18 protein-coding genes are annotated in these 20343 nt (G+C 47.2%); 8 read left to right on the top strand and 10 right to left on the bottom strand.

Features of this window, described 5'->3' with window-relative positions:
• Positions 1–2: 2 nt before the first annotated feature.
• Entirely contained in the window at positions 3–710 is a 708-nt protein-coding gene (locus NGM62_RS11675; RefSeq protein ID WP_262248155.1) for an SAM-dependent methyltransferase, read from the bottom strand.
• A 112-nt stretch (positions 711–822) separates the two neighbouring features.
• On the opposite strand from NGM62_RS11675, the gene apaG reads away from it, so the two are divergent.
• The 4 genes from apaG (at position 823) to NGM62_RS11655 (ending at position 7543) form a co-directional block, all read left to right on the top strand.
• Positions 823–1209 carry a Co2+/Mg2+ efflux protein ApaG gene (gene apaG / locus NGM62_RS11670; RefSeq protein ID WP_262248153.1) on the top strand — a complete coding sequence of 129 codons (387 nt, stop codon included), beginning with the start codon at positions 823–825 and terminating at the stop codon, positions 1207–1209.
• Between the two features lie 813 nt (positions 1210–2022).
• Positions 2023–3879 carry an ABC-F family ATP-binding cassette domain-containing protein gene (locus tag NGM62_RS11665; protein ID WP_262248152.1) on the top strand — a complete coding sequence of 619 codons (1857 nt, stop codon included), beginning with the start codon at positions 2023–2025 and terminating at the stop codon, positions 3877–3879.
• A 59-nt stretch (positions 3880–3938) separates the two neighbouring features.
• On the top strand, positions 3939–5798 hold the full coding sequence (gene mnmG, locus NGM62_RS11660; protein ID WP_262248150.1) for a tRNA uridine-5-carboxymethylaminomethyl(34) synthesis enzyme MnmG: 1860 nt from the start codon (positions 3939–3941) through the stop codon (positions 5796–5798).
• 155 nt (positions 5799–5953) lie between these two features.
• Positions 5954–7543 (top strand): Ig-like domain-containing protein, encoded by a 1590-nt coding sequence (locus NGM62_RS11655; RefSeq protein WP_262248148.1) that lies wholly within the window; start codon positions 5954–5956, stop codon positions 7541–7543.
• Between the two features lie 3 nt (positions 7544–7546).
• On the opposite strand, the gene NGM62_RS11650 is transcribed toward NGM62_RS11655, so the two are convergent.
• Together NGM62_RS11650 and nadB are read right to left on the bottom strand one after the other, a co-directional pair.
• Complete coding sequence (locus NGM62_RS11650) at positions 7547–8056, bottom strand: gamma carbonic anhydrase family protein (protein WP_262248147.1); 510 nt, start codon at positions 8054–8056, stop codon at positions 7547–7549.
• A gap of 13 nt (positions 8057–8069) precedes the next feature.
• Positions 8070–9656 carry an L-aspartate oxidase gene (nadB, locus tag NGM62_RS11645; protein WP_262248146.1) on the bottom strand — a complete coding sequence of 529 codons (1587 nt, stop codon included), beginning with the start codon at positions 9654–9656 and terminating at the stop codon, positions 8070–8072.
• A gap of 444 nt (positions 9657–10100) precedes the next feature.
• Here nadB and nadA point away from each other — a divergent pair, with 444 nt between their 5' ends.
• Complete coding sequence (gene nadA / locus NGM62_RS11640) at positions 10101–11096, top strand: quinolinate synthase NadA (RefSeq protein WP_262248144.1); 996 nt, start codon at positions 10101–10103, stop codon at positions 11094–11096.
• Between the two features lies 1 nt (position 11097).
• A complete protein-coding gene (thiL, locus tag NGM62_RS11635) occupies positions 11098–12138 on the top strand; it encodes a thiamine-phosphate kinase (protein WP_262248142.1) in 1041 nt (346 codons plus the stop codon).
• Positions 12139–12147: 9 nt separating this feature from the next.
• On the opposite strand, the gene acnA is transcribed toward thiL, so the two are convergent.
• Complete coding sequence (gene acnA / locus NGM62_RS11630) at positions 12148–14868, bottom strand: aconitate hydratase AcnA (protein ID WP_262248140.1); 2721 nt, start codon at positions 14866–14868, stop codon at positions 12148–12150.
• 218 nt (positions 14869–15086) lie between these two features.
• Here acnA and NGM62_RS11625 point away from each other — a divergent pair, with 218 nt between their 5' ends.
• Positions 15087–15278, top strand: coding sequence for a cold-shock protein (locus NGM62_RS11625; protein ID WP_257658616.1), 192 nt, complete (start codon positions 15087–15089; stop codon positions 15276–15278).
• A 42-nt stretch (positions 15279–15320) separates the two neighbouring features.
• Here NGM62_RS11625 and NGM62_RS11620 read toward each other — a convergent pair whose 3' ends face one another.
• From NGM62_RS11620 to NGM62_RS11600, 5 genes are all read right to left on the bottom strand, one after another.
• Entirely contained in the window at positions 15321–16406 is a 1086-nt protein-coding gene (locus tag NGM62_RS11620) for an AI-2E family transporter (protein ID WP_262248138.1), read from the bottom strand.
• Positions 16406–16636 (bottom strand): 4a-hydroxytetrahydrobiopterin dehydratase, encoded by a 231-nt coding sequence (locus tag NGM62_RS11615; protein WP_262248136.1) that lies wholly within the window; start codon positions 16634–16636, stop codon positions 16406–16408. The genes NGM62_RS11620 and NGM62_RS11615 overlap by 1 nt, the downstream gene beginning before the upstream one ends.
• Before the next feature lie 72 nt (positions 16637–16708).
• Positions 16709–17431: a DNA repair protein RecO gene (gene recO, locus NGM62_RS11610; RefSeq protein WP_262248134.1), complete on the bottom strand. Its 723-nt coding sequence runs from the start codon at positions 17429–17431 to the stop codon at positions 16709–16711.
• A 1-nt stretch (position 17432) separates the two neighbouring features.
• A complete protein-coding gene (locus tag NGM62_RS11605) occupies positions 17433–17798 on the bottom strand; it encodes a diacylglycerol kinase family protein (RefSeq protein WP_262248133.1) in 366 nt (121 codons plus the stop codon).
• The gene (locus NGM62_RS11600) at positions 17791–18024 is read right to left on the bottom strand and encodes a signal peptidase (RefSeq protein WP_262248131.1); all 234 of its coding nucleotides are present in this window, start codon (positions 18022–18024) and stop codon (positions 17791–17793) included. Before NGM62_RS11600 ends, NGM62_RS11605 begins: the two co-directional genes overlap by 8 nt.
• 92 nt (positions 18025–18116) lie before the next feature.
• Between NGM62_RS11600 and NGM62_RS11595 the strand changes: the two genes are divergently transcribed.
• On the top strand, positions 18117–19145 hold the full coding sequence (locus NGM62_RS11595; RefSeq protein ID WP_262248129.1) for a LacI family DNA-binding transcriptional regulator: 1029 nt from the start codon (positions 18117–18119) through the stop codon (positions 19143–19145).
• Here NGM62_RS11595 and coaBC read toward each other — a convergent pair.
• Positions 19135–20343, bottom strand: a complete 1209-nt coding sequence (coaBC, locus tag NGM62_RS11590) for a bifunctional phosphopantothenoylcysteine decarboxylase/phosphopantothenate--cysteine ligase CoaBC (RefSeq protein ID WP_262248127.1) — start codon at positions 20341–20343, stop codon at positions 19135–19137. The two genes, NGM62_RS11595 and coaBC, sit on opposite strands and share 11 nt — an antisense overlap.

The following is a 20343-nucleotide window of genomic DNA, read 5'->3' as shown; positions in this document are numbered from 1 at the left end:
TACTAAAAAAGTAAGAAAATCGCTGGCTTTTTATGGAAATCGTAACTGTCTTTCCGCCATTGATGTATCGGCTGGCTTATGACCTGCTCGTCGGAAGCGGTCAGGTTACTTGCGATGCAAAGGCGTGTCTGCGGTTTGCACACGCGCAGCAACTCGGCCAAAAGCTGCATGTTGCGGAACGGGGTCTCGATGAACACCTGTGTTTGCTTTTCGCGCGACGCCGTTTGTTCCAACAAGCTTATTTTCCGGCTTCGGTCACTTTTGTTAATCGGGAGGTACCCGTGGAATGCAAAGCTCTGGCCATTGAATCCCGATGCCATCAGCGCAAGTATAATCGAGCTTGGCCCCACAAGCGGCACTACCCTGACACCCCTGCGGTGGGCCTCCGCCACGATATCAGCCCCGGGGTCGGCCACACCCGGACAGCCAGCCTCACTCATCAATCCCACATCTTTGCCCGAGAGCAAACCCGTGAAAAAACCAGCCAACTCGGCCTTATCCCGGGCATGTTTCCCGTAGTTATGCAACACCAGTCTGTCTTGCGGGGTACGTAACCCTGCTTGTTTCAGGAACCTGCGGGCCGTTTTTTCATTTTCCACAATATATTCGTCAATTGCGTTGACCGTTTCACTAAGATAAGGTGTAAACGAGGCCATGGCCGCATCGTCTGCCAAAGGTACCGGAATAAGGTACAGCGTTCCGTAAAGCATGTACAAACGTAATAAAAAGGCGGAGAATAATCCGTGCCGGCGGCGATAATATGGCGCTGGTTTTCGTTTATTCAAACACATTTATTAATTTGGCAGAAATTATGCTGAACGCATGGCCACACAAATCACTGACGGCGTAAAGGTTTCGGTTGAAACGGTGTACCAGCCACAGTATTCCAACCCCGAAAACGAACATTTCATGTTTGCGTATAGGATTACTATTGAAAATTTGAGTGATTACAGTGTACAGCTCCTGCGCCGCCATTGGTACATTTTCGATTCCAATGGAACCCACCGTGAGGTGGAAGGCGAAGGGGTAGTGGGTCTGCAACCAGTCATTGAGCCCGGGGAAAGGCACGAATACGTATCGGGCTGCAACCTGAAGAGTGATATGGGTACGATGGGTGGTACTTACCTCATGTTAAGGGAGCTTGATGGCACTATTTTCGAAGTGGATATACCCAAATTCAACCTGATTGCCCCATATCGGTTGAATTAACCTCCGAGATAACCCAGGTAAATGCTTTTGCCGGACCTCGTCTTCTTAACATCGTGCAAGAACAGACAAGCATGAATCGGTCGATGCGCACCCCAAACTTTAATTTATCTTGCACCGGGCTCGGTCATGGCGAGAGTTAGGGTCGCCAACGTGCCGGGCCTAGTCAATCCGAGATGCAAAGCTGCCTTTCTTACTATTCATAGACAATATAGAGGTGGATAATCTGGCCAATTTACCAGATACCACCCTATTTCTTAATGGCCAAATTTTACACCTTTCGGTAAAAACAAAAAGTGCCATAGGGGCTCACAAACGGCATTTTTAAGCTATTTTTACAAAAACTCAGCTGTTCTGAGGCAAAACTCAGCTGTTCTGAGACAAAGCATAGCTGTTCTGAGGCAAAACTCATCGGTTATGGGCCACAGCATATCCGCGGGAAGCACCTGTTATAACCAAATATATTTCCGTATTTTTGCACCGGATTTATAGCAATGCTAAAAACAGCTATCGTATTCGGAGCCACTAGATTAGTCTGCTTGTTTGTCAGGCAGAAGCAGCCGGGCACCACGGTGCTGTTTGGAGACAGTCTATTGTTTAGCAAGCCGCAGGGCGGGGTTGCCGTGATAATTGCGATCCGTATGCGGTTCAAAATGGCAATTGGTTCAAAGTTTAAACACAACTGTTTGGTTATTAGCGCTTTATAAGCATTCCAAATTATGCTGGTAACGAGGTTGGTCCGGTAGGTATCGGATTATAACGATACTAAATCGGGCGAGGGGTCCACGATATATTGGACGAAGAATAACAACATAAATGAGCATTTTATCAACAGAGCAGCTTGGTCATTCTTACCACGATAAGTGGCTTTTCAAGGGGCTCCATTTCGCCCTGCAGCGGGGTGACCGAACGGCACTTGTCGGCTCAAACGGCACGGGAAAATCCACGTTGCTCGGCATCCTTTCGGCCACAATAGATCCGTCTGAAGGGCTGGTGGTCCGCGAAAAAGGGATTCGTTTGGGTTTTCTTCCCCAGGATCCCGGTTTTGGAACACTTACGACCATCTCCGACTTCGTATATAGTGCAGACCACCAACGGCAACAGCTTATCCGGAGGTATGACGAACTCGTGTCAAATCCGAATGCTGACGCCGGCGAGTTGGCCGCACTGAGTGACCAGCTCACTGCGGCGGATGCATGGGAATACGAACATACGATAAAAGGTATTCTTTCTCGCTTTCAGTTGACCGATCTCTCCCAACAAATCAATACACTTTCCGGTGGTCAGCGGAAGCGGCTGGCTTTAGCCAAGCTGATCATCGACGAGCCCGACGTCTATATCCTTGACGAGCCGACAAACCACCTTGATATCGAAACAATCGAATGGCTCGAAAAATGGCTGGTCTCCGGGCAGAAAACAGTCTTGCTGGTTACCCACGACCGCTATTTCCTCGACAATATATGCACGTCGATATGTGAACTGGATGGGGGAGTACTCCGGCGGTATGCGGGGAATTACAGCTACTTCCTGGAAAAACGGGCAGAGCGTATGGCTACTGAAGAAACGGCTTTGGTACGGAACCGAAACCTGCTTCGGCGTGAGTTGGAGTGGATGCGGCGGCAACCGCAGGCGCGCGGCACGAAATCGAAAGCCCGTATCGATGCTTTCCACGATCTGAAAGATAAAACCCAGGAGTCAGGTGTACAAGGTTCTGTACAGCTCAGCGTAAAAATAAATCGGCTCGGCGGCAAGATCGTAGAGTTGGACAGGGTCGCTAAATCATATAATGGTAACCCCATTATCCACTCTTTTTCCTACACATTCAAAAAGGGCGACCGAATCGGCTTAGCTGGCCGCAATGGCACCGGGAAGAGTACCTTCCTTGATTTGGTTACCGGGACTGTCACACCCGATACCGGAACGGTATCCGTAGGCGACACCGTCGTTTTCGGATACTACCGTCAAACCGGCCTATCGGTCCATGCCGGGGATAGGGTAATCGATGTTGTGAAAAACGTGGCGGAATACATCACCATGGCCAACGGGGATACATTGACCGCAACCCAGCTACTGACGTTATTTCTTTTTCCTCCCGAAAAACAATTCGGGTTAGTGAGTAAGCTCAGTGGCGGGGAACGGAAACGGCTGCTACTGATGCGTGCGCTGATGCAAAATCCGAATATCCTCATTTTGGACGAACCGGCAAATGACCTGGATATCGACACACTGAATGTGCTGGAAGACTTCCTGTCGAACTATCCCGGTATTCTTTTACTGGTGTCGCATGACCGTTATCTTTTGGATCGGCTTACCGATCAATTGTTTATTTTTAACGGAGCTGGGGACGTAACGATATATAATGGGAACTATGCTGCATTTAAAGAGGAGCAAAGGGAACGGGAACAGGTGGCCCCGAAGTCTATCCGGACAAAAGAACCGGAAAAACAGATAAACCCAGCCAAAACAAAATTGACGTTCAATGAACAAAGGGAATATGAATCACTCGACGACGAAATCCCAGCCATTGAACAGCAAATCAAAGAAAAAACAGCTCTTCTTAATAAAGAAACAGACTACCAGTCCATTGCTGATATTGCTGCAGCAATCACCGAGTTAACTCAACAGCTGGACGAGAAAACGGAGCGCTGGCTGGAATTAAGCGAGTATGTATAGCATGTTCCACGTGGAACATCATTTTTTCGAAACGTTCCACGTGGAACAAAACAAAGAAAATGTTCAATAAATACAATATTATCGTAGTAGGAGGGGGGCATGCGGGTTGCGAAGCAGCCGCGGCTGCGGCCAACATGGGCTCTTCCGTCATTCTGATTACCATGAACATGGCTACCATTGGCCAGATGAGCTGTAATCCGGCCATGGGCGGCGTAGCCAAAGGCCAGATTGTCCGTGAAATCGATGCCATGGGCGGCTATTCGGGTATCATTGCCGATAAAACCACCATCCAGTTCCGGATGCTTAACCAGTCGAAGGGACCCGCTATGTGGAGCCCCCGCACGCAAAACGACCGGATGCGGTTTGCCGAAGAATGGCGCCTGCAACTGGAAGCATTGCCCAATATCGACATCTGGCAAGATACCGTAAAAGCTATTCAAGTAACCAACGGCAGAGCCTGCGGAGTCGTCACTTCTTTAGGAATCAGTATCTCGGCCGATGCGGTAATCCTCACCAACGGCACGTTCTTAAACGGCATCATCCATGTCGGTGAAAAACGATTCGGTGGGGGAAGGACAGGGGAGAAAGCGGCAACTGGTCTGACCGAACAGTTGGTAAGCCTCGGCTTCGAATCGGGCCGGATGAAAACGGGTACACCGCCCCGAGTAGACGGAAGAAGTCTTAACTACTCCGTCATGGAGGAACAATGGGGCGACGAAAAACGCGGCAGTTTTTCATTTACAGAGGTAAGCCTGCCAATCGAGCAGCGTTGTTGCTGGATTACCTATACCAATCAACAAGTACACGAAAAACTGAAAGAGGGCTTTGATAAATCACCAATGTTCTCCGGACGTATCCAAGGGCTCGGTCCACGGTATTGCCCTTCTATAGAAGATAAAATCAATCGCTTTTCCGAACGCGACCGCCATCAGATATTTGTTGAGCCGGAAGGCTGGAGAACCGTTGAAATATATGTCAATGGCTTTTCGACATCGCTTCCCGAAGACGTCCAGCAACAAGCGCTCCAACTCATTCCGGGGTTTGAGAAAGCCAAAATGTACCGCCCGGGCTACGCTATCGAATACGATTATTTCCCGCCTTTACAGCTGGACCTTACCCTGGAAACCCATTTGGTAAAACACCTGTTTTTCGCTGGACAAATAAACGGCACCACTGGATACGAGGAAGCCGCAAGCCAGGGACTGGTCGCAGGCATAAATGCTCACCAACGGATAAACGACGGCCATGAGCTTATCTTAAAGCGATCGGAATCGTATATTGGCGTTCTTATTGACGACCTTGTTACCAAAGGCACTGAAGAACCTTACCGCATGTTTACGTCAAGAGCCGAACACCGCTTGCTGCTCCGCCAAGATAATGCTGACGTGCGGCTTACACCCTTAGCCCATAAGCTTGGACTGGTTGGCGATGACCGACTGGAAAAAGTAAAAAGCAAGGTAGCTGCAGCAACACAGTTGGTTGATTACCTTCGTAAGCATTCTGTAAGTGCCGATAAAATGAATCCGATACTGGACGAACTCGGGTCAAGCCCCATAACTCAAAAAACACGGTTGTTTAATATCCTTACCCGTCCGCATGTCCACATGAGCCACCTCAGTCGGGCCGATTCGGAACTTGTTGGACTCACGGCAAACCTAACTGATGAAATCATAGAACAGGCGGAAATACAAGTCAAATACGAGAGCTATTTTGATAAGGAAATGGAGATCATCGAGAAAATGAAACGGATGGAAAACCAGGAAATAAATCCGGACTTCGACTACAACACGCTTGTCTCGTTGTCTAAGGAGGCCCGCGAAAAGCTCATCCGCGTAAAACCTCGGACTTTAGGTCAAGCTTCCCGGATTTCCGGCGTTTCACCTTCGGATATTTCAGTTTTAATGGTACATTTGAATTAATTTATTGATTTTCAGCTGTTTAAATAACATTTTATCCGGGTGCATTAAATCAGCCACAGAGCACTTTCTCAATTTTTCCGATGCAAGACACGTTAAAAATAAAAAGCCGCTTAAATCGCCTCAAATTAGCCTCAAATTCAAAATGGCTCATTTTAATGTTTTTTAGTGCCCTGTTTTTACTAACTTGGCAATGCGCAAGCATCCAACAACCCAAAGGCGGTCCCAAAGACTCTATTCCGCCGACCGTATTGGAAGAGACACCACCGAACCTTACCCGGAATTTCGACGCAGAAAAAATTGTGATTGAATTCGATGAGTTCATCAAACTCTCAAACCCGTTCAAGGAAATCAGCGTATCTCCCGACCTCGACCAACCTATCAATCCACGGGTCCGGCGGAAAAATATCGAGATTACCCTCCCCGACTCCCTCGAAGAAAATACAACTTACACAATTAACTTCGGCAAAGCCATCGGTGACTTCAATGAAGGAAATCCACTATTGAATTATAGCTACGTGTTTTCCACTGGCGATATTATCGACTCCCTGTCAGTTTCGGGGAAAGTTATTAATGCACTTACAAAAGAAGCCGAAAAAGAAATCACCGTCATGCTGATTCCCAGCAGGCAAGATTCTATCTTTGGCAAGCGGAAAGCGAACATATTTACGCTTACAGACACAGCTGGCAACTTCAGGCTTCAGAATCTCCGTGAAGATGTTTACCGTATATATGCGCTGAGAGAAGAAAACAACGACCGCATATACAACGCGCCAACGGAACTCATCGGTTTCCTAGATGATTCGATCACACTCAGTAAAGACACAGCAGGGATACTACTGGAGATTTCAAAAGGGATACCAAAGGATTTCCGGCTACTAGACCGTAAAATAGAACCGAACGGTAAAATAACTTTTGTTTTTAACAAACCCCTAGAGAATGCCTCTCTCACAGTCATTCATCCACCTCAACTTGATACTGACAAGCAAGTAGAATATACACCCAACCGAGATTCCGCTACGATGTGGGTCAACGACCTGACCTTCGATTCGTTGAAAGTGACTATCAGTGACAACGGTGTGGTCCTGGATACCTTTTTGATGCGCCGGGGACGCAACGACAAGTATGACCGCGACTTCGTCATTACCGACAACCTATCCAGAAATAAAGTCAACCGTATTCAACATATCGAGCTAACATCTGGTTCACCGGTCCAATCTATAGACCGGAGCAAAATTGTCCTGCTGGTCGATTCTGTTCCCGTCACCAACTTCCAGCTAGCCAAAGATACGAGCAACCAACGGCGTTATATTCTCCGTTATAACTGGCGACCAAAGCGCGACTACCAGCTAACCATAGAAGAAGGCGCATTCAACGGCTTCTTTTCCGATAAAAACAAATCATTTAGCAAAAACTTTACAATGGATGAAACCGAAAATTTCGGAGATATCCTCCTTAAAATCAACGTTCCTGATTCAACTCAACAATACCTGGTCCAATTAATCGACGAGAAAAAAGATTTTATTTACCAAAGTATCCCCATAACTTCTTCGACCGACATTCCGTTCAGCCAGTTCCCAGGTGGGAAGTATACAATCAGGGTAGTCTACGACGATAATAGAAATGGTAAATGGGACACTGGGGATGTATATGAAAAACGACAACCGGAACGGGTATGGTATTTTGGCAAAACATTCATCATCCGTGCCAATTGGGAGCAGGAAGAGACCATCACTATACCCGAATAGATGTTACGAAAACCAGCTAGCATACATCACATATCTATCAGGTAATTCATCCAACATCTTCCGTTGCTCGGCTGTAAGCGGCTTTATTTTCCTTGCGGGGACGCCGGCATATAAATAGCCGCTCTCACATACTGTCTTTTCAAGGACCACGGCACCTGCGGCAATGATTACGTAATCTTCTACAACGGCATGATCCATCACAATAGCGCCCATACCCACCAATACCCTATCTTTCAATTCGCAACCATGTACCAACGCGTTGTGCCCAATATTTACGAAACTACCTATTATGGTCGGCGCTGTTAGGTAAGTACAATGTATAACAGCACCGTCCTGGATATTGGTATAAGTTCCTATGCGAATGCTATTTACGTCTCCCCGTATAACTGCATTGAACCAAACTGAGCAATGCTTCCCCAACCGCACATCTCCCACTATCGTTGCATTTTCAGCAATGAAACAATCCTGTTGAATCTCGGGACAAACTCCTTTTACTGGAAGGATCAATGACATATGAAAATAACTGTTAAAAAACGGTATCTACCAACTCGTTAGCACGGTCTGGATAATCTGTAGTATAATGCAGTCCTCGGCTCTCTTTCCGGCTCATGGCCGACTTTATCACCAGATACGCCACTTGGATTACATTCCTGAGTTCACACAGTTTAACCGATAACCGGGTATTTTTATAGAAGCTCTCCGTTTCATCGTATAAAAGACCCAAACGTCGCATCGCCCTTTCCAGCCGGAAATCCGATCGGACTATACCGACATAGTCGCTCATCACTTTCTGAGTTTCCCTTAAATTATGCGTCACCAGTATATCCTCATTAGATAACGCTGTATTGGATTCGTCCCAATCAGGCATTGACGTGGGCACCACATTGCTCCTCACGACGGATACCGCATCCGCATAAATCCGGTGAGCAAACACGGTAGCCTCCAACAATGAATTGGACGCCAGTCTATTAGCACCGTGAAGACCTGTTGATGCGCATTCTCCACAAGCGTAAAGATTTCGAATAGAGGATCGGCCGTGCTCGTCTACCAAAATACCACCGCACAGGTAGTGCGCGGCCGGCGTAACCGGCACGTAATCTCGAGCCAAATCAATACCTATTGACAAACACTTAGCGTAAATATTCGGGAAATGGGCCAATATTTCAGCTTTCTTCCGATGGGTGATATCCAGCATAACGAATTCGTCCCCTGACTTTTTCATTTCCGTATCAATCGCCCGCGCTACGATATCCCTGGGTGCAAGTCCCGCCCGTTCGTCGTATTCCTCCATAAACGCTTCGCCATTCTTCCTACGGAGAATACCTCCGAAGCCCCTCACCGCCTCAGAAATCAGAAAAGCCGGATATTCACCCGGATTATAGAGTGCCGTAGGATGGAACTGCATAAACTCCATGTTACGAACTTTTCCTTTGGCCCTATATACCATCGCAATACCATCGCCTGTAGCTATTACCGGATTCGTAGTAGTGGCATAAACGTGTCCAGCCCCACCAGACGCCATAACCGTCACTTTACTTAAAATACGTTCTATGTTATGGTTCACCGTATTCAGTGCATAAACTCCATAGCACGTAATATCCGGCGTGTTTCGATCAACAAACACTCCCAAATGATGCTGGGTAATCAAATCCACCGCAAAATAGTGGGTAAGCAATTCTATATTCGGATTTTCATGGACACGCTTTAGCAAAACCCGCTCTATCTCAAACCCGGTAATATCTTTGTAATGTAAAACCCGGTGTTCGGAATGCCCCCCTTCTCGCGCCAAGTCATATACCCCATCTGTTCGCTTATCGAAATGGGTACCATAGTTGATAATCTCCTGTATCCGGTCCGGTCCTTCCCTAACAACGTTTTCCACAACCTTTTTGTCGCACAATCCATCACCAGCTATCAGAGTATCAGTTATATGCTTCTCAAACGAGTCAGACTTATTCACAACCACAGCTACCCCGCCCTGTGCATATTTCGTATTGGATTCGTCCTCATTCGACTTGGTAATGATCATCACCTTGCCGTGTGAAGCGGCCTTCAGGGCAAAACTCAACCCAGCTATCCCCGATCCGATAACTAAAAAATCTACCTGCTGCATAAATTAACAAAACGGTTAAAACTGACTGTTTGGTTTTACGTGTGATACTGTGAATAACCTGTCGAATAGTGGTTGAATAAAAATGATAAATTCATGAATTGCCAAATTCTCATTTTTTATGCACAACCCTTCATTAGAAATACCTAGAAATACCATACAATATTAACAAATCCTATCGAATAAATACTATACAAAATCATGTGAGTTACAAATTCCACCTAAAATGAAAAGCACTGGTAACCAATGAAAACACCTTTATTTAATGTTAGTAATATGTTAAAAAATAATGAATATTATAAAATCAAAATAAAAAGTAGGCTTCTTCTTCACAAAACTAACATACTAACAAACAATAATAAATCTTTTATATAAATCTCTTATTACTTATTGAGGGTGTTGGAAATCAAAAATCAAATCGATTTGTTTACCTACCTTTGTATTATCATGAACGGATATCTAACTGAACTAGACTACAAGGGGTATATAGATGAACCTATCGATCCTTCATTGGATTTGGTGGAAGAGATCACCCGGCTTAAGAAGGAGAAGAACGCTATTCTTCTCGCCCATTATTACCAGGAGCCTGAAATACAGGATATAGCTGATTATATCGGTGATAGCTTGGGTCTGTCGCAGCAGGCTGCCAAGACTGAAGCTGACGTAATCGTCTTTGCCGGTGTGCATTTCATGGCGGAGACGGCTAAAATTTTGTCGCCGGAGAAGAAAGTACTTCTACCCGACCTAAAGGCCGGTTGTTCGTTGTCTGATAGCTGTCCGCCTCATTTGTTTGCCAAGTTCAAAGAGCAATACCCGGACCACATAGCGATTACGTATGTAAACTGCACGGCAGAGCTGAAAGCACTCACCGATATCGTATGTACCTCTAGCAACGCCGTCCAGATTGTTGATAGTTTGCCGCTCGACCAGAAGATAATATTTGGGCCTGATAGAAATCTAGGTGATTATGTGCGGAAGAAAACGGGCCGTGACTTGGTACTTTGGAATGGTGCATGTATGGTTCATGAAATATTCTCACAGGAGCGCATCGACCAGCTGCGATCGGATTATCCGGAAGCTAAATTTATAGCACACCCTGAGTGTGAGGAACATATTTTGGATGCGGCAGATTATATCGGATCCACTTCGGGCCTGCTGAAATATACCAAAGAGCAACAAGCTGACGTTTTTATTGTTGCTACAGAGAGCGGCATCATCCATCAGATGCAGAAGGCCAGCCCAAACAAGCTATTTATACCGGCACCTCCGAATAACGCCTGTGCTTGTAATGACTGTCCATACATGAAGCTCAATACATTGGAAAAATTATACAACTGCATGAAGTTTGAACTGCCGGAAATCACACTATCCGAGGATGTAATCTCCCGAGCGAGGAAACCTATAGAACGGATGTTGGAAATCTCTGCAAAATTTGGGCTCTAAGATGTTTGATAATAAAGAACACACCAGTATCGACCAATTAGGGGAGTTTGGATTGATAGCGCATCTTACCGATGCTATTGAACTGGTTGGGAAAACGACTACGAAAGGTATCGGCGACGATGCGGCGGTCATGGATTTTTCCGGCGCCAGGACCTTGGTATCTACCGACCTGCTGTTGGAAGGTATACATTTTGATTTGCGCTATGTGCCACTTAAGCATTTGGGATATAAGGCCGTGCAGGTGAACCTAAGCGATATCTATGCAATGAATGGGTGTGCTTCCCAGATTACCTTTTCCATAGGCCTTTCCAGTAAATTTCCGTTGGAAGCCGTTGAGGAAATTTATGCTGGTGCATTGTTGGCATGTAAAAACTATCAGGTAGATTTGGTTGGTGGCGATACCTCGGCATCGGCCCAAGGACTGGTTATCAGCGTTACCAGTATAGGCCACGCCAAAGCAGAAGATATTGTTTACCGCGATGGTGCGCAGGATGGCGATTTGATTTGTGTGTCCGGCGATTTGGGCGGGGCCTATGTAGGATTGCAGCTGTTGGAACGGGAGAAACGGATTTTCTTAGAGAATCCGGCTATCCAGCCCGATCTGGAAGGAAAGGATTATATCGTGGAGCGTCAACTCAAACCCGAAGCCCGTAAAGACATCGTCGAATTGCTAGCTTCCTTAAAAGTTAAGCCTACGGCAATGATTGATGTGTCTGATGGGCTGGCCTCCGAAATTCTCCACATCTGCCGTGCATCGGCCAAGGGGTGCCGGCTGTATGAAGAAAAGATACCGATTGATCCGATGACGTATGATACTGCACGCGAATTTTCATTAGACCCTACCGTATGTGCATTGAATGGCGGTGAGGACTACGAACTGCTCTTTACCGTTCGGCAGGAGGATTACGACAAAATATCAGGCCAACCTGATATAAGTATCATTGGCCATATTACCGACCAGGCTTCGGGCAGCGAACTGATTTCCAAATCGGGCAAAGTGCATCCCATCACCGCACAGGGATGGAATGCATTCTACCATTGAGTCGGCCTGTTATTTTAGAAACCCACGGAGCACGTATTGCAGTATCCCGCCGTGGCGATAGTATTCCACTTCGATAGCTGAATCGAAGCGCGCATGGGCTTGGAAAGTGACTACTTCACCGTTGTTTTTCGTGGCGGTCACTTCCATTATTTTGTGTGGCTTCAAATCTGTAGAAACCCCGGTAATGGAATAGGTTTCTGTGCCATCAAGGCCTAGCGATTCGGCGTTTTCTCCTACCGGGTATTCCAGCGGTAATACTCCCATTCCTACTAAATTGCTCCGGTGGATACGTTCGAAACTCTCAGCAATGACAGCCTTTACACCAAGCAGGTTAGCACCTTTGGCAGCCCAGTCTCTAGATGATCCGCTGCCGTATTCTTTTCCAGCTAACACGACCAATGGTGTTCCCGATTCGATGTATTTCATAGCTGCATCGTATACGGATAATGTTTCACCCGTAGGGAAATATGTGGTATAACCGCCTTCTTTGGTCGTGATTTTATTCCGTATCCGAACATTCGCAAAGGTACCCCTCATCATCACCTCATGATTGCCGCGTCGCGAACCGTAAGAGTTGAAATCTTTAGGATCAACACCTTTGGAAACGAGGTATTGGCCTGCTGCGGAGTCGGGCCTGAAGGAGCCAGCGGGCGATATATGATCCGTTGTAACAGAATCGCCCAATGCTAACAATACCCGGCCATTTATGATGTCTTGCGTCGGTTGCGGTTCATCGCTGATATTCTTGAAGAAAGGTACCTCCTGTATATAGGTAGATTCATCTTTCCAAATAAAGTCTTTGCCCACTGGCGCAACAAGCTGTTTCCAGTCATCGCCGCCATCGAAGATGACATCGTAAACGGCTTTAAAGTCTTCTACGCGCATGCAACTGTTTATCGTATCCACAATCTCCTGCTGTGTAGGCCAAATGTCACGAAGGTAAACCGGGTTGCCATTGGGGTCGTAATCCAATGGGTCATTGATCAGATCGATATCAACCCTGCCAACGAGCGCATAAGCGACGACCAGCATGGGCGACATGAGGAAGTTCATCTTTACTTGGGGATGAACACGGGCTTCGAAATTCCGGTTTCCCGATAACACGGATGCAACGACGAGGTCACCTTTGTCTACCGCCTCAGCGATATGCGGCGGCAACGGGCCACTGTTGCCAATGCACGATGTACAGCCGTAACCTACGGTGTGGAACCGCAGTGCTTCCAGGTCTTCCAGAAGATTTGCGCGCTGGAGGTATTCCGTTACCACCTTCGACCCGGGAGCCAAACTGGTTTTCACCCATGTTTTGGTGCGGAGGCCACGTGCTACGGCTTTCCGGGCAACCAAGCCTGCACCCACCATCACGGCCGGATTGGAAGTGTTGGTACAGCTTGTTATGGCAGCGATGACGATGCTGCCGTCACTAAGTACGTATTCTTTGTTTTTTATTTTTATCCGGACAGACCTTAGCTTATCGGGTTCCACCTCGATTTCTTTGGGTTTTTCCCTATTTTCATAGGTGAAGGCACTGCCCGACCCACCTTCAGATAACCATGCCTGCTCCTGTCTGGCACCTACGGGCAAGTAATTACGTTGGTATTCCAGTTCCAGCAAATGTGAGAATTGGGTATTCAGATTTTTTACTAAAATCTTATCCTGTGGCCGTTTTGGACCCGAAACGGTCGGCTCAAGTGTGTTTAAATCGAGTTCGAGTACGTGGGAATATTGTATTTCCTCGTTGCCCGTACGCCATAGCAGGTTTTCCTTGCAGTAATTTTCCACTAAGTCGATCTGTTCTTCTGACCGATTAGTACGCCTCATGTATTCCAATGTCTGGTTGTCTATCGGGAAGTAAGTGACTGTACAGCCGAATTCGGGCGACATGTTTGAAATCGTCGCGCGGTCGGTTACACTGAGGTGGTCCAGTGCTTCCCCGAAAACCTCAACGAACTTTCCTACCACACCGTAATCTCGGAGCAACTTGGTAATGGTGAGCACCATATCGGTGGCGGTACAGCCCGGAGGTATTTTTCCGGTTAATTTAAGCCCCACTACCTGCGGACAAGTGAAATAGATGGGCTGGCCTAGCATGGCAGCCTCGGCTTCGATGCCACCTACGCCCCAAGCTATTACACCGATGCCGTTGACCATGGGCGTGTGTGAGTCTGTTCCTACCAGGGTGTCGGGGAAAGCCCACCCATCGCGGATGGTGACCCCCTTGGCGAGGTACTCGAGATTGACCTGATGGCAGATACCCATCCCCGGTGGCACCACAGTGAAGTTGTCTAGGGCCTGTTGTCCCCATTTCAACAATTCGTAACGCTCAGCGTTGCGTTCATATTCAAGTGCCACATTACTTTGGTAGGAATAGTTTGTGCCGAAAAAGTCTACTTGGACGGAGTGGTCAATGACTAAATCGACCGGAATGGCCGGATTTATTTTGCTTCCGTCGCCACCTTTCCGAATCACCTCTGCCCGTATGGAGGCGATATCCACAATGGCTGGAACTCCTGTGAAATCCTGCATCAGTACACGGGCAGGTTTAAATGGCACCTCTTTATCTGTGCCTGAGGGATCCCAATTCATAAGGGTATCCAAATGCTCGTCGGTAACCGCGAAGTTATCGTGGTTCCGTAGCACGTTTTCGAGTAAGATTCGGATGGAAAAAGGGAGCTTGGTTACCCCACTGTTTTTCTCAGCCAGTTTTTTCAGCGATGCAATTTGATAATCCATATCGTTTAGTTAGTGTTTTATTGTCGTACGAGGAAAGCAATGAGTATACTATCTTTTTCTGATAACAATGAAAAATGGGTTATGTGCTAAAGTAATGAAAAAAATCCATTTACAAATGGACGAAACAAAGAAGGGTTATCAAAAGGTAATATTTTTGGTTTATTTACAAATAAATATGTATACCTTTGATTTTTAATATTTTTTAATTTTTCAATACAATGGCAGAAGGAGTAGTAAAATTCTTCAATGAAACCAAGGGTTTTGGTTTTATCGTTCCTAACTCAGGTGAGAGCGACATCTTCGTTCATTCGTCTGGCCTTATCGACAAAATTCGTGAGAACGACAACGTCTCTTATGAAGTTGAACAAGGTAGAAAAGGACTAAATGCGGTAAATGTTAAGGTAATCTAAGGGTTACCTATCACTATATTTATTGTATTTTGCCGTCCCGCTTCAAGTGGGGCGGCTTTTTTTTGTCGGTGTTTCCCGGTTGCCTATCAGATTACCATAGGGCTTCAACGATTCGACATGGTCAAACACTACTTTTGCTGCCCCCAGAAACGGTACGAACAGAATCATCCCGGCAACGCCCCAAACCAAACTGCCAAGCAATAGAGCCATAATGGTAAACAGCGCATTCAACTGTATTTTGCTTCCCGTTATTTTGGGTGTGATGACGTAACTGTCTATCTGCTGCAGCACGATGAAAAATATGGCGACGATCGCAGGGGTAACCAAGGAGTCGTGTGTAATCAACGTATAGAGTACTACGATTGCACTGCCGGCCACAGAGCCGATGTAGGGGATGATATTGATGACGGCTACCATCACTCCGAAAAAAAGAGCGTTTTCAATACCGATGATGGTTAGGCCGATGGTATTGACAATCGAAAAGATGGAGGCGACAATGCATACACCAGCTAAATAGGAGCTGGCTACATTGGTTGTTTTATCAACGACATCGCGGGCTTCAGCCAGGTTTGTCCGGCCGCCATAATGTACTACGAGGGCCAATATAAAGCTTTTGAACCGACGGCGATAAATAAGCAGCAGAATGGTATAGGCCGTTATGATTAGCAGGCGGACCAGAAAAGATAAAATGGAACGGAAAATATCCCCAACAAACTTACCCGCAAGATTTGAGATACCGTCGATCTGGTTTTGCAGATACGCTTTTTGGGTGTCTATGGGCAATTGGAAATGCTCGGATATGAAGTCATGTGCCGAATTTAGGGTATCGTTCAGCTTCCTCCCGATCAAAGGCATATCTTTGCCCAGTACGGCGATTTGGTTAATCAATAGGTAGCCGATGCCCAAAAGTATCACCAAGGCGAAAAGTGCACAACATACCGCTGCTAATGGCCGGGGAACGCGCCATTGCTCAAGCCGATGGCATAGTGGAACCAGCAACATAGCCAGCATAGCTCCGATAGCTAATGGGATAAGAAAAGGTTTTGCGAAGTAAAGGATACCAAAAAAGAGGACGATAAAGAGCAGAACCTGATTAAAGCGTTGTATGGGGTTAGTTCCTCCTTGCATTACCTCAAATTATCGATGGCCGTCGCTAAATTCCGGTCCTTATCGGTTACGATGTCACCAGCATCGTGTGTAAATAACCATATTTCCACTTTATTCCATGTATTGGTCCATGTGGGATGGTGGTTTTGCTTTTCGGCAAGTAATGCTACCTGTACCATAAAAGCGAAAGCTTCCGAAAAATCACGAAATGTAAATGAGCGATAGAGTTTGTTGTTTTGTTCTTGCCACATTAGTAAGTCGATTGACAGTTAAAAATTATGCAGTATTGAAACAAACGATACGGCTTTTTGTTTGAACGTAGTTTAACCGAGAACGGCCTCCAATACCTCGTGTGATTTAATTTCCCCCATGTTGTCCACATGGAACTGATAAAACTCCAGGATATTGCCAAGCAGAAAACGGCGGTTCTCTACAGGGAGCTGTAGTGTATCGAGTCGGTCAAACGAAACGGCCAATAAATCTGCAAACTGCGAGGTGTAAGGCTGGCTTAAGACTAACGGGTGTCCAGGCAGGTGGCTGCAGAAAATGCCATCTTTCAGATCGAAATATGTTTGGCCTGGTTTGGGCAGAGCCGGGCGGAACCCTAAGTAACGCGATAGTTTGAGCAGGAAAAGGAGGTGGAAGTTGGGCGACATCTTAGCCGTGCTGTCCAACCATGATACTGCGTTGAATATGAAATCGAATAGGGGCTCGTCTGCCGATTGCTGCCGGAGGCACTTATACAGTACCTCGTTCAGGAAAAGTGCCACAGCACTTTTGGAGATATCATAGGGTATACTTTGAAAAACAGGTTTCTGTCGTGCCTCCAAAATCCGTTGCAGCGATGCGTTCACACGGTGATATACCACCATCTCGAGTAGGTGCAAAGGCTGTAGTAGCGTGGTGCCTATTTTGGCTTTTGGTTTTCGTGCTCCGTTGACCATATAGGATTGTAGGCCGAACTTCTCGGTAAATACCTGGACCACCACACTACTTTCGGAATAGTTGGTAGACTTCAATACTATACCACGGGTTTTATGCAACATCCTATCTGACAAGTAAAATCCAAAGTCTCGGGAAGAAAATAATTCCGCCGACAATCACTGCGAATAGCACAGCGACCAATACGGCACCGGCGGCAACATCTTTTGCTTTTTTCGCTAGCGGGTGTTCGTTGGGCGACACGAGGTCTATCCCAGTCTCTATCGCTGTATTAATCAGCTCGACCACTACAACCAGCGCGATACATAACATTATCCAGCACCATTCCCAACCAGCAAGGTCTAACCCAAAACCCAGTGTAACAGCGGCCAGCGCAACAGCTGTGTGGATCCGTAAATTCCGTTCGCTACGGTAAGCGGCGGAAATTCCTTGGAATGCGCAGAGGAATGGATTCTGTTTTTGTTTATTCATCGCTATCCTTCGGGTGTTTTTTGCGCTCATCCAGTAGGCTGCGGCGTTCAATTTTCCGGATGAGGCTGTAAAGCATGGTCAAAAAACCAAACCCGAAAAAAATCACACCTATTACCAATATCCACTTGTAGAAGGAAAGATCATCGGCCATAAGGTACAGACCCAGCATACACAATCCCAAACCCACGATGGTACTAATGATTCCCCGGCGCAAATATTTGTTCATAACCCAGATGCTTGACCTCAGCAAAGATAACGTTTTCGGCTTATGGTACTATTATATAAGGAATACTTATCTTTGGGTTTATTAGTTGTATTATGCCCAATATAACATTACGTGATATTGCCAAGGCGTTGGGCCTCTCCGTATCTACGGTATCCAAGGCATTGCGCGACAGCTATGAAATCAGCGACGCCACTAAAAAGCGCGTAGCCGATTTCGCGCGGGCGAACCACTATTTACCAAACCGGATGGCCCAAAGCCTCAAGGATGGCAAGAGCGGCTCCATCGGTGTAGTTGTTTGTTCTATTGACAACAGTTTCGTATCACGGATGCTTGACGGCATAGATGGTATCTGTACAGCCGCGGGATACGATATCATTATTATGCAGAGTAAGGAGTCGTTGCTCCAAGAGCGGGCCTGCCTTAAACAGCTTGAGGCCCGTGGCGTGGATGGCATCTTGATTTCGCCTTCTGCGGAGACGGTGGATATGGGACATATCGACGAATTGGCTGGCGGGATGCCCGTGGTACTTTTCGATCGAATCAATGACCGGCCCGATATTTTCCAGGTGGGTATAGACAACCGCGACGGTGCATTTCTGGCTACCCAACACCTAATTGATAGTGGCTTTCGCCGTATAGCCATGCTCAACATCGGCCCGGGTGTTTATTTCGCAGACCAACGGGGCAGCGGTTACCGCGATGCACTGGTGGCTAACGGTATAGGCGTTCGGGAAGAATATGTACGGATATGTACTCCGTCGGATCGGGAGATGTTGAAAAAGAGTGTAAACGAAAACATTAAGGCCCTTTTCAGTTTTCACGATAAGCCAGAGGCCCTGTTTACCACTACAGACCAGTTATCTACCTTAAGCCTTAGCGCTATTCATGAATTGGGCCTCCAGATCCCGGCGGACATTGCCCTTATTGGTTTCAGCAATACGGAGTTTGCGGATATGCTCACACCGCCGCTTTCCACGGTTTACCAACCTGCTTTCGAAATCGGCAGTAAAGCTGCGGAAATGCTTGTTCGCTTACTTGGAGGGAAGGAGCCGGACGATTATGAGACTATTATGCTCCCAGTACGGTTGGATGTTCGGGAGTCGAGTCGGTTTAGCGACTAATCAGTGAAATGATACGTGTACAGATGTCGGCAGCTACCTCAGACTTAGGTTTCAGGTCGAACTCCTCGGCAACATGATTCCGGTCGATAATGGTGATTTTGTTGCTGTCGCCGGCGAAACCTGCGCCTTCGTCCTGCATGGAGTTTAACACGATGAAATCGAGATTCTTCCGACGGAGTTTTTCTTTAGCACTGGCGAGACCGTCGTCCGTTTCCAATGCAAAGCCTATGAGTATCTGTCGTTTGCTCTTCCGTTCCCCCAATACGGCTAATATATCGGTGGTTTTTACCAGCTCGATGGCAAATTGATGCTCCTCGTTACCTTTTTTGATTTTCCGGTCAGCTACGGATTTGGACGTGAAATCAGCGACGGCCGCACTCATTACGGTGATGTCTGCCTTGTCGAATTCAGTCAAACACGCATTGAGCATTTCGGCAGCGGTGGTAACAGGAACTATTTTTGTACCGTCAGGTACCGGCAAATTGGTGGGCCCACTCACCAGGACGACATCGGCACCCAACGAAGCCAGCTCAGTGGCGATGGCATAACCCATTTTGCCACTTGAGTGATTGCTGATGTACCGCACCGGGTCGATCGCTTCGTGGGTCGGCCCAGCGGTGACCAGCGCTCTCTTGCCAGCCAGGGGCTTTGGATCGGAGAAATGTACCACTAGGGCACCGACGATCTGCTCGGGCTCAGCAAGGCGCCCGGTTCCGGACAATCCACTGGCCAGGGGGCCGTCATTCGGAGGGATGATATGGTTGCCGAAAGACTTGAGACGGGCCATATTGGCCTGGGTGGCGCCATGCTGCCACATATCAAGGTCCATCGCAGGGGCAACGAAAACGGGTGATTTGGCCGACAGATATATAGCGCAAAGCAAGTTGTCGCATAGGCCCTGGGCAAACTTGGCGAGGGTATTGGCGCTTGCTGGCGCCACCACTACCGCGTCTGCAGCCAAAGCGAGATGGACATGGTTATTCCATTCCCCGGAGGCCGGGTCGAAATAATCGACCAAGACCGGCTTGCCAGAAAGGGTAGCCAACGTGAGTGGCGCGATAAAATTTGTCGCATCGGGGGTCATCACCACCTGTACTTCGGCTCCTGCTTTGACCAATAGGCGCGTCAGGTGGGCAGATTTGTATGCGGCGATACTACCGCATACACCAAGCAGGACTTGCTTTCCCCGGATAGCCAC

This window comes from Parapedobacter soli (assembly GCF_025460835.1).
Taxonomy (GTDB): domain Bacteria; phylum Bacteroidota; class Bacteroidia; order Sphingobacteriales; family Sphingobacteriaceae; genus Parapedobacter; species Parapedobacter soli.
Note: the sequence above shows the minus strand (reverse complement) of the source record. Positions and strands in the feature narration are given on the sequence as shown.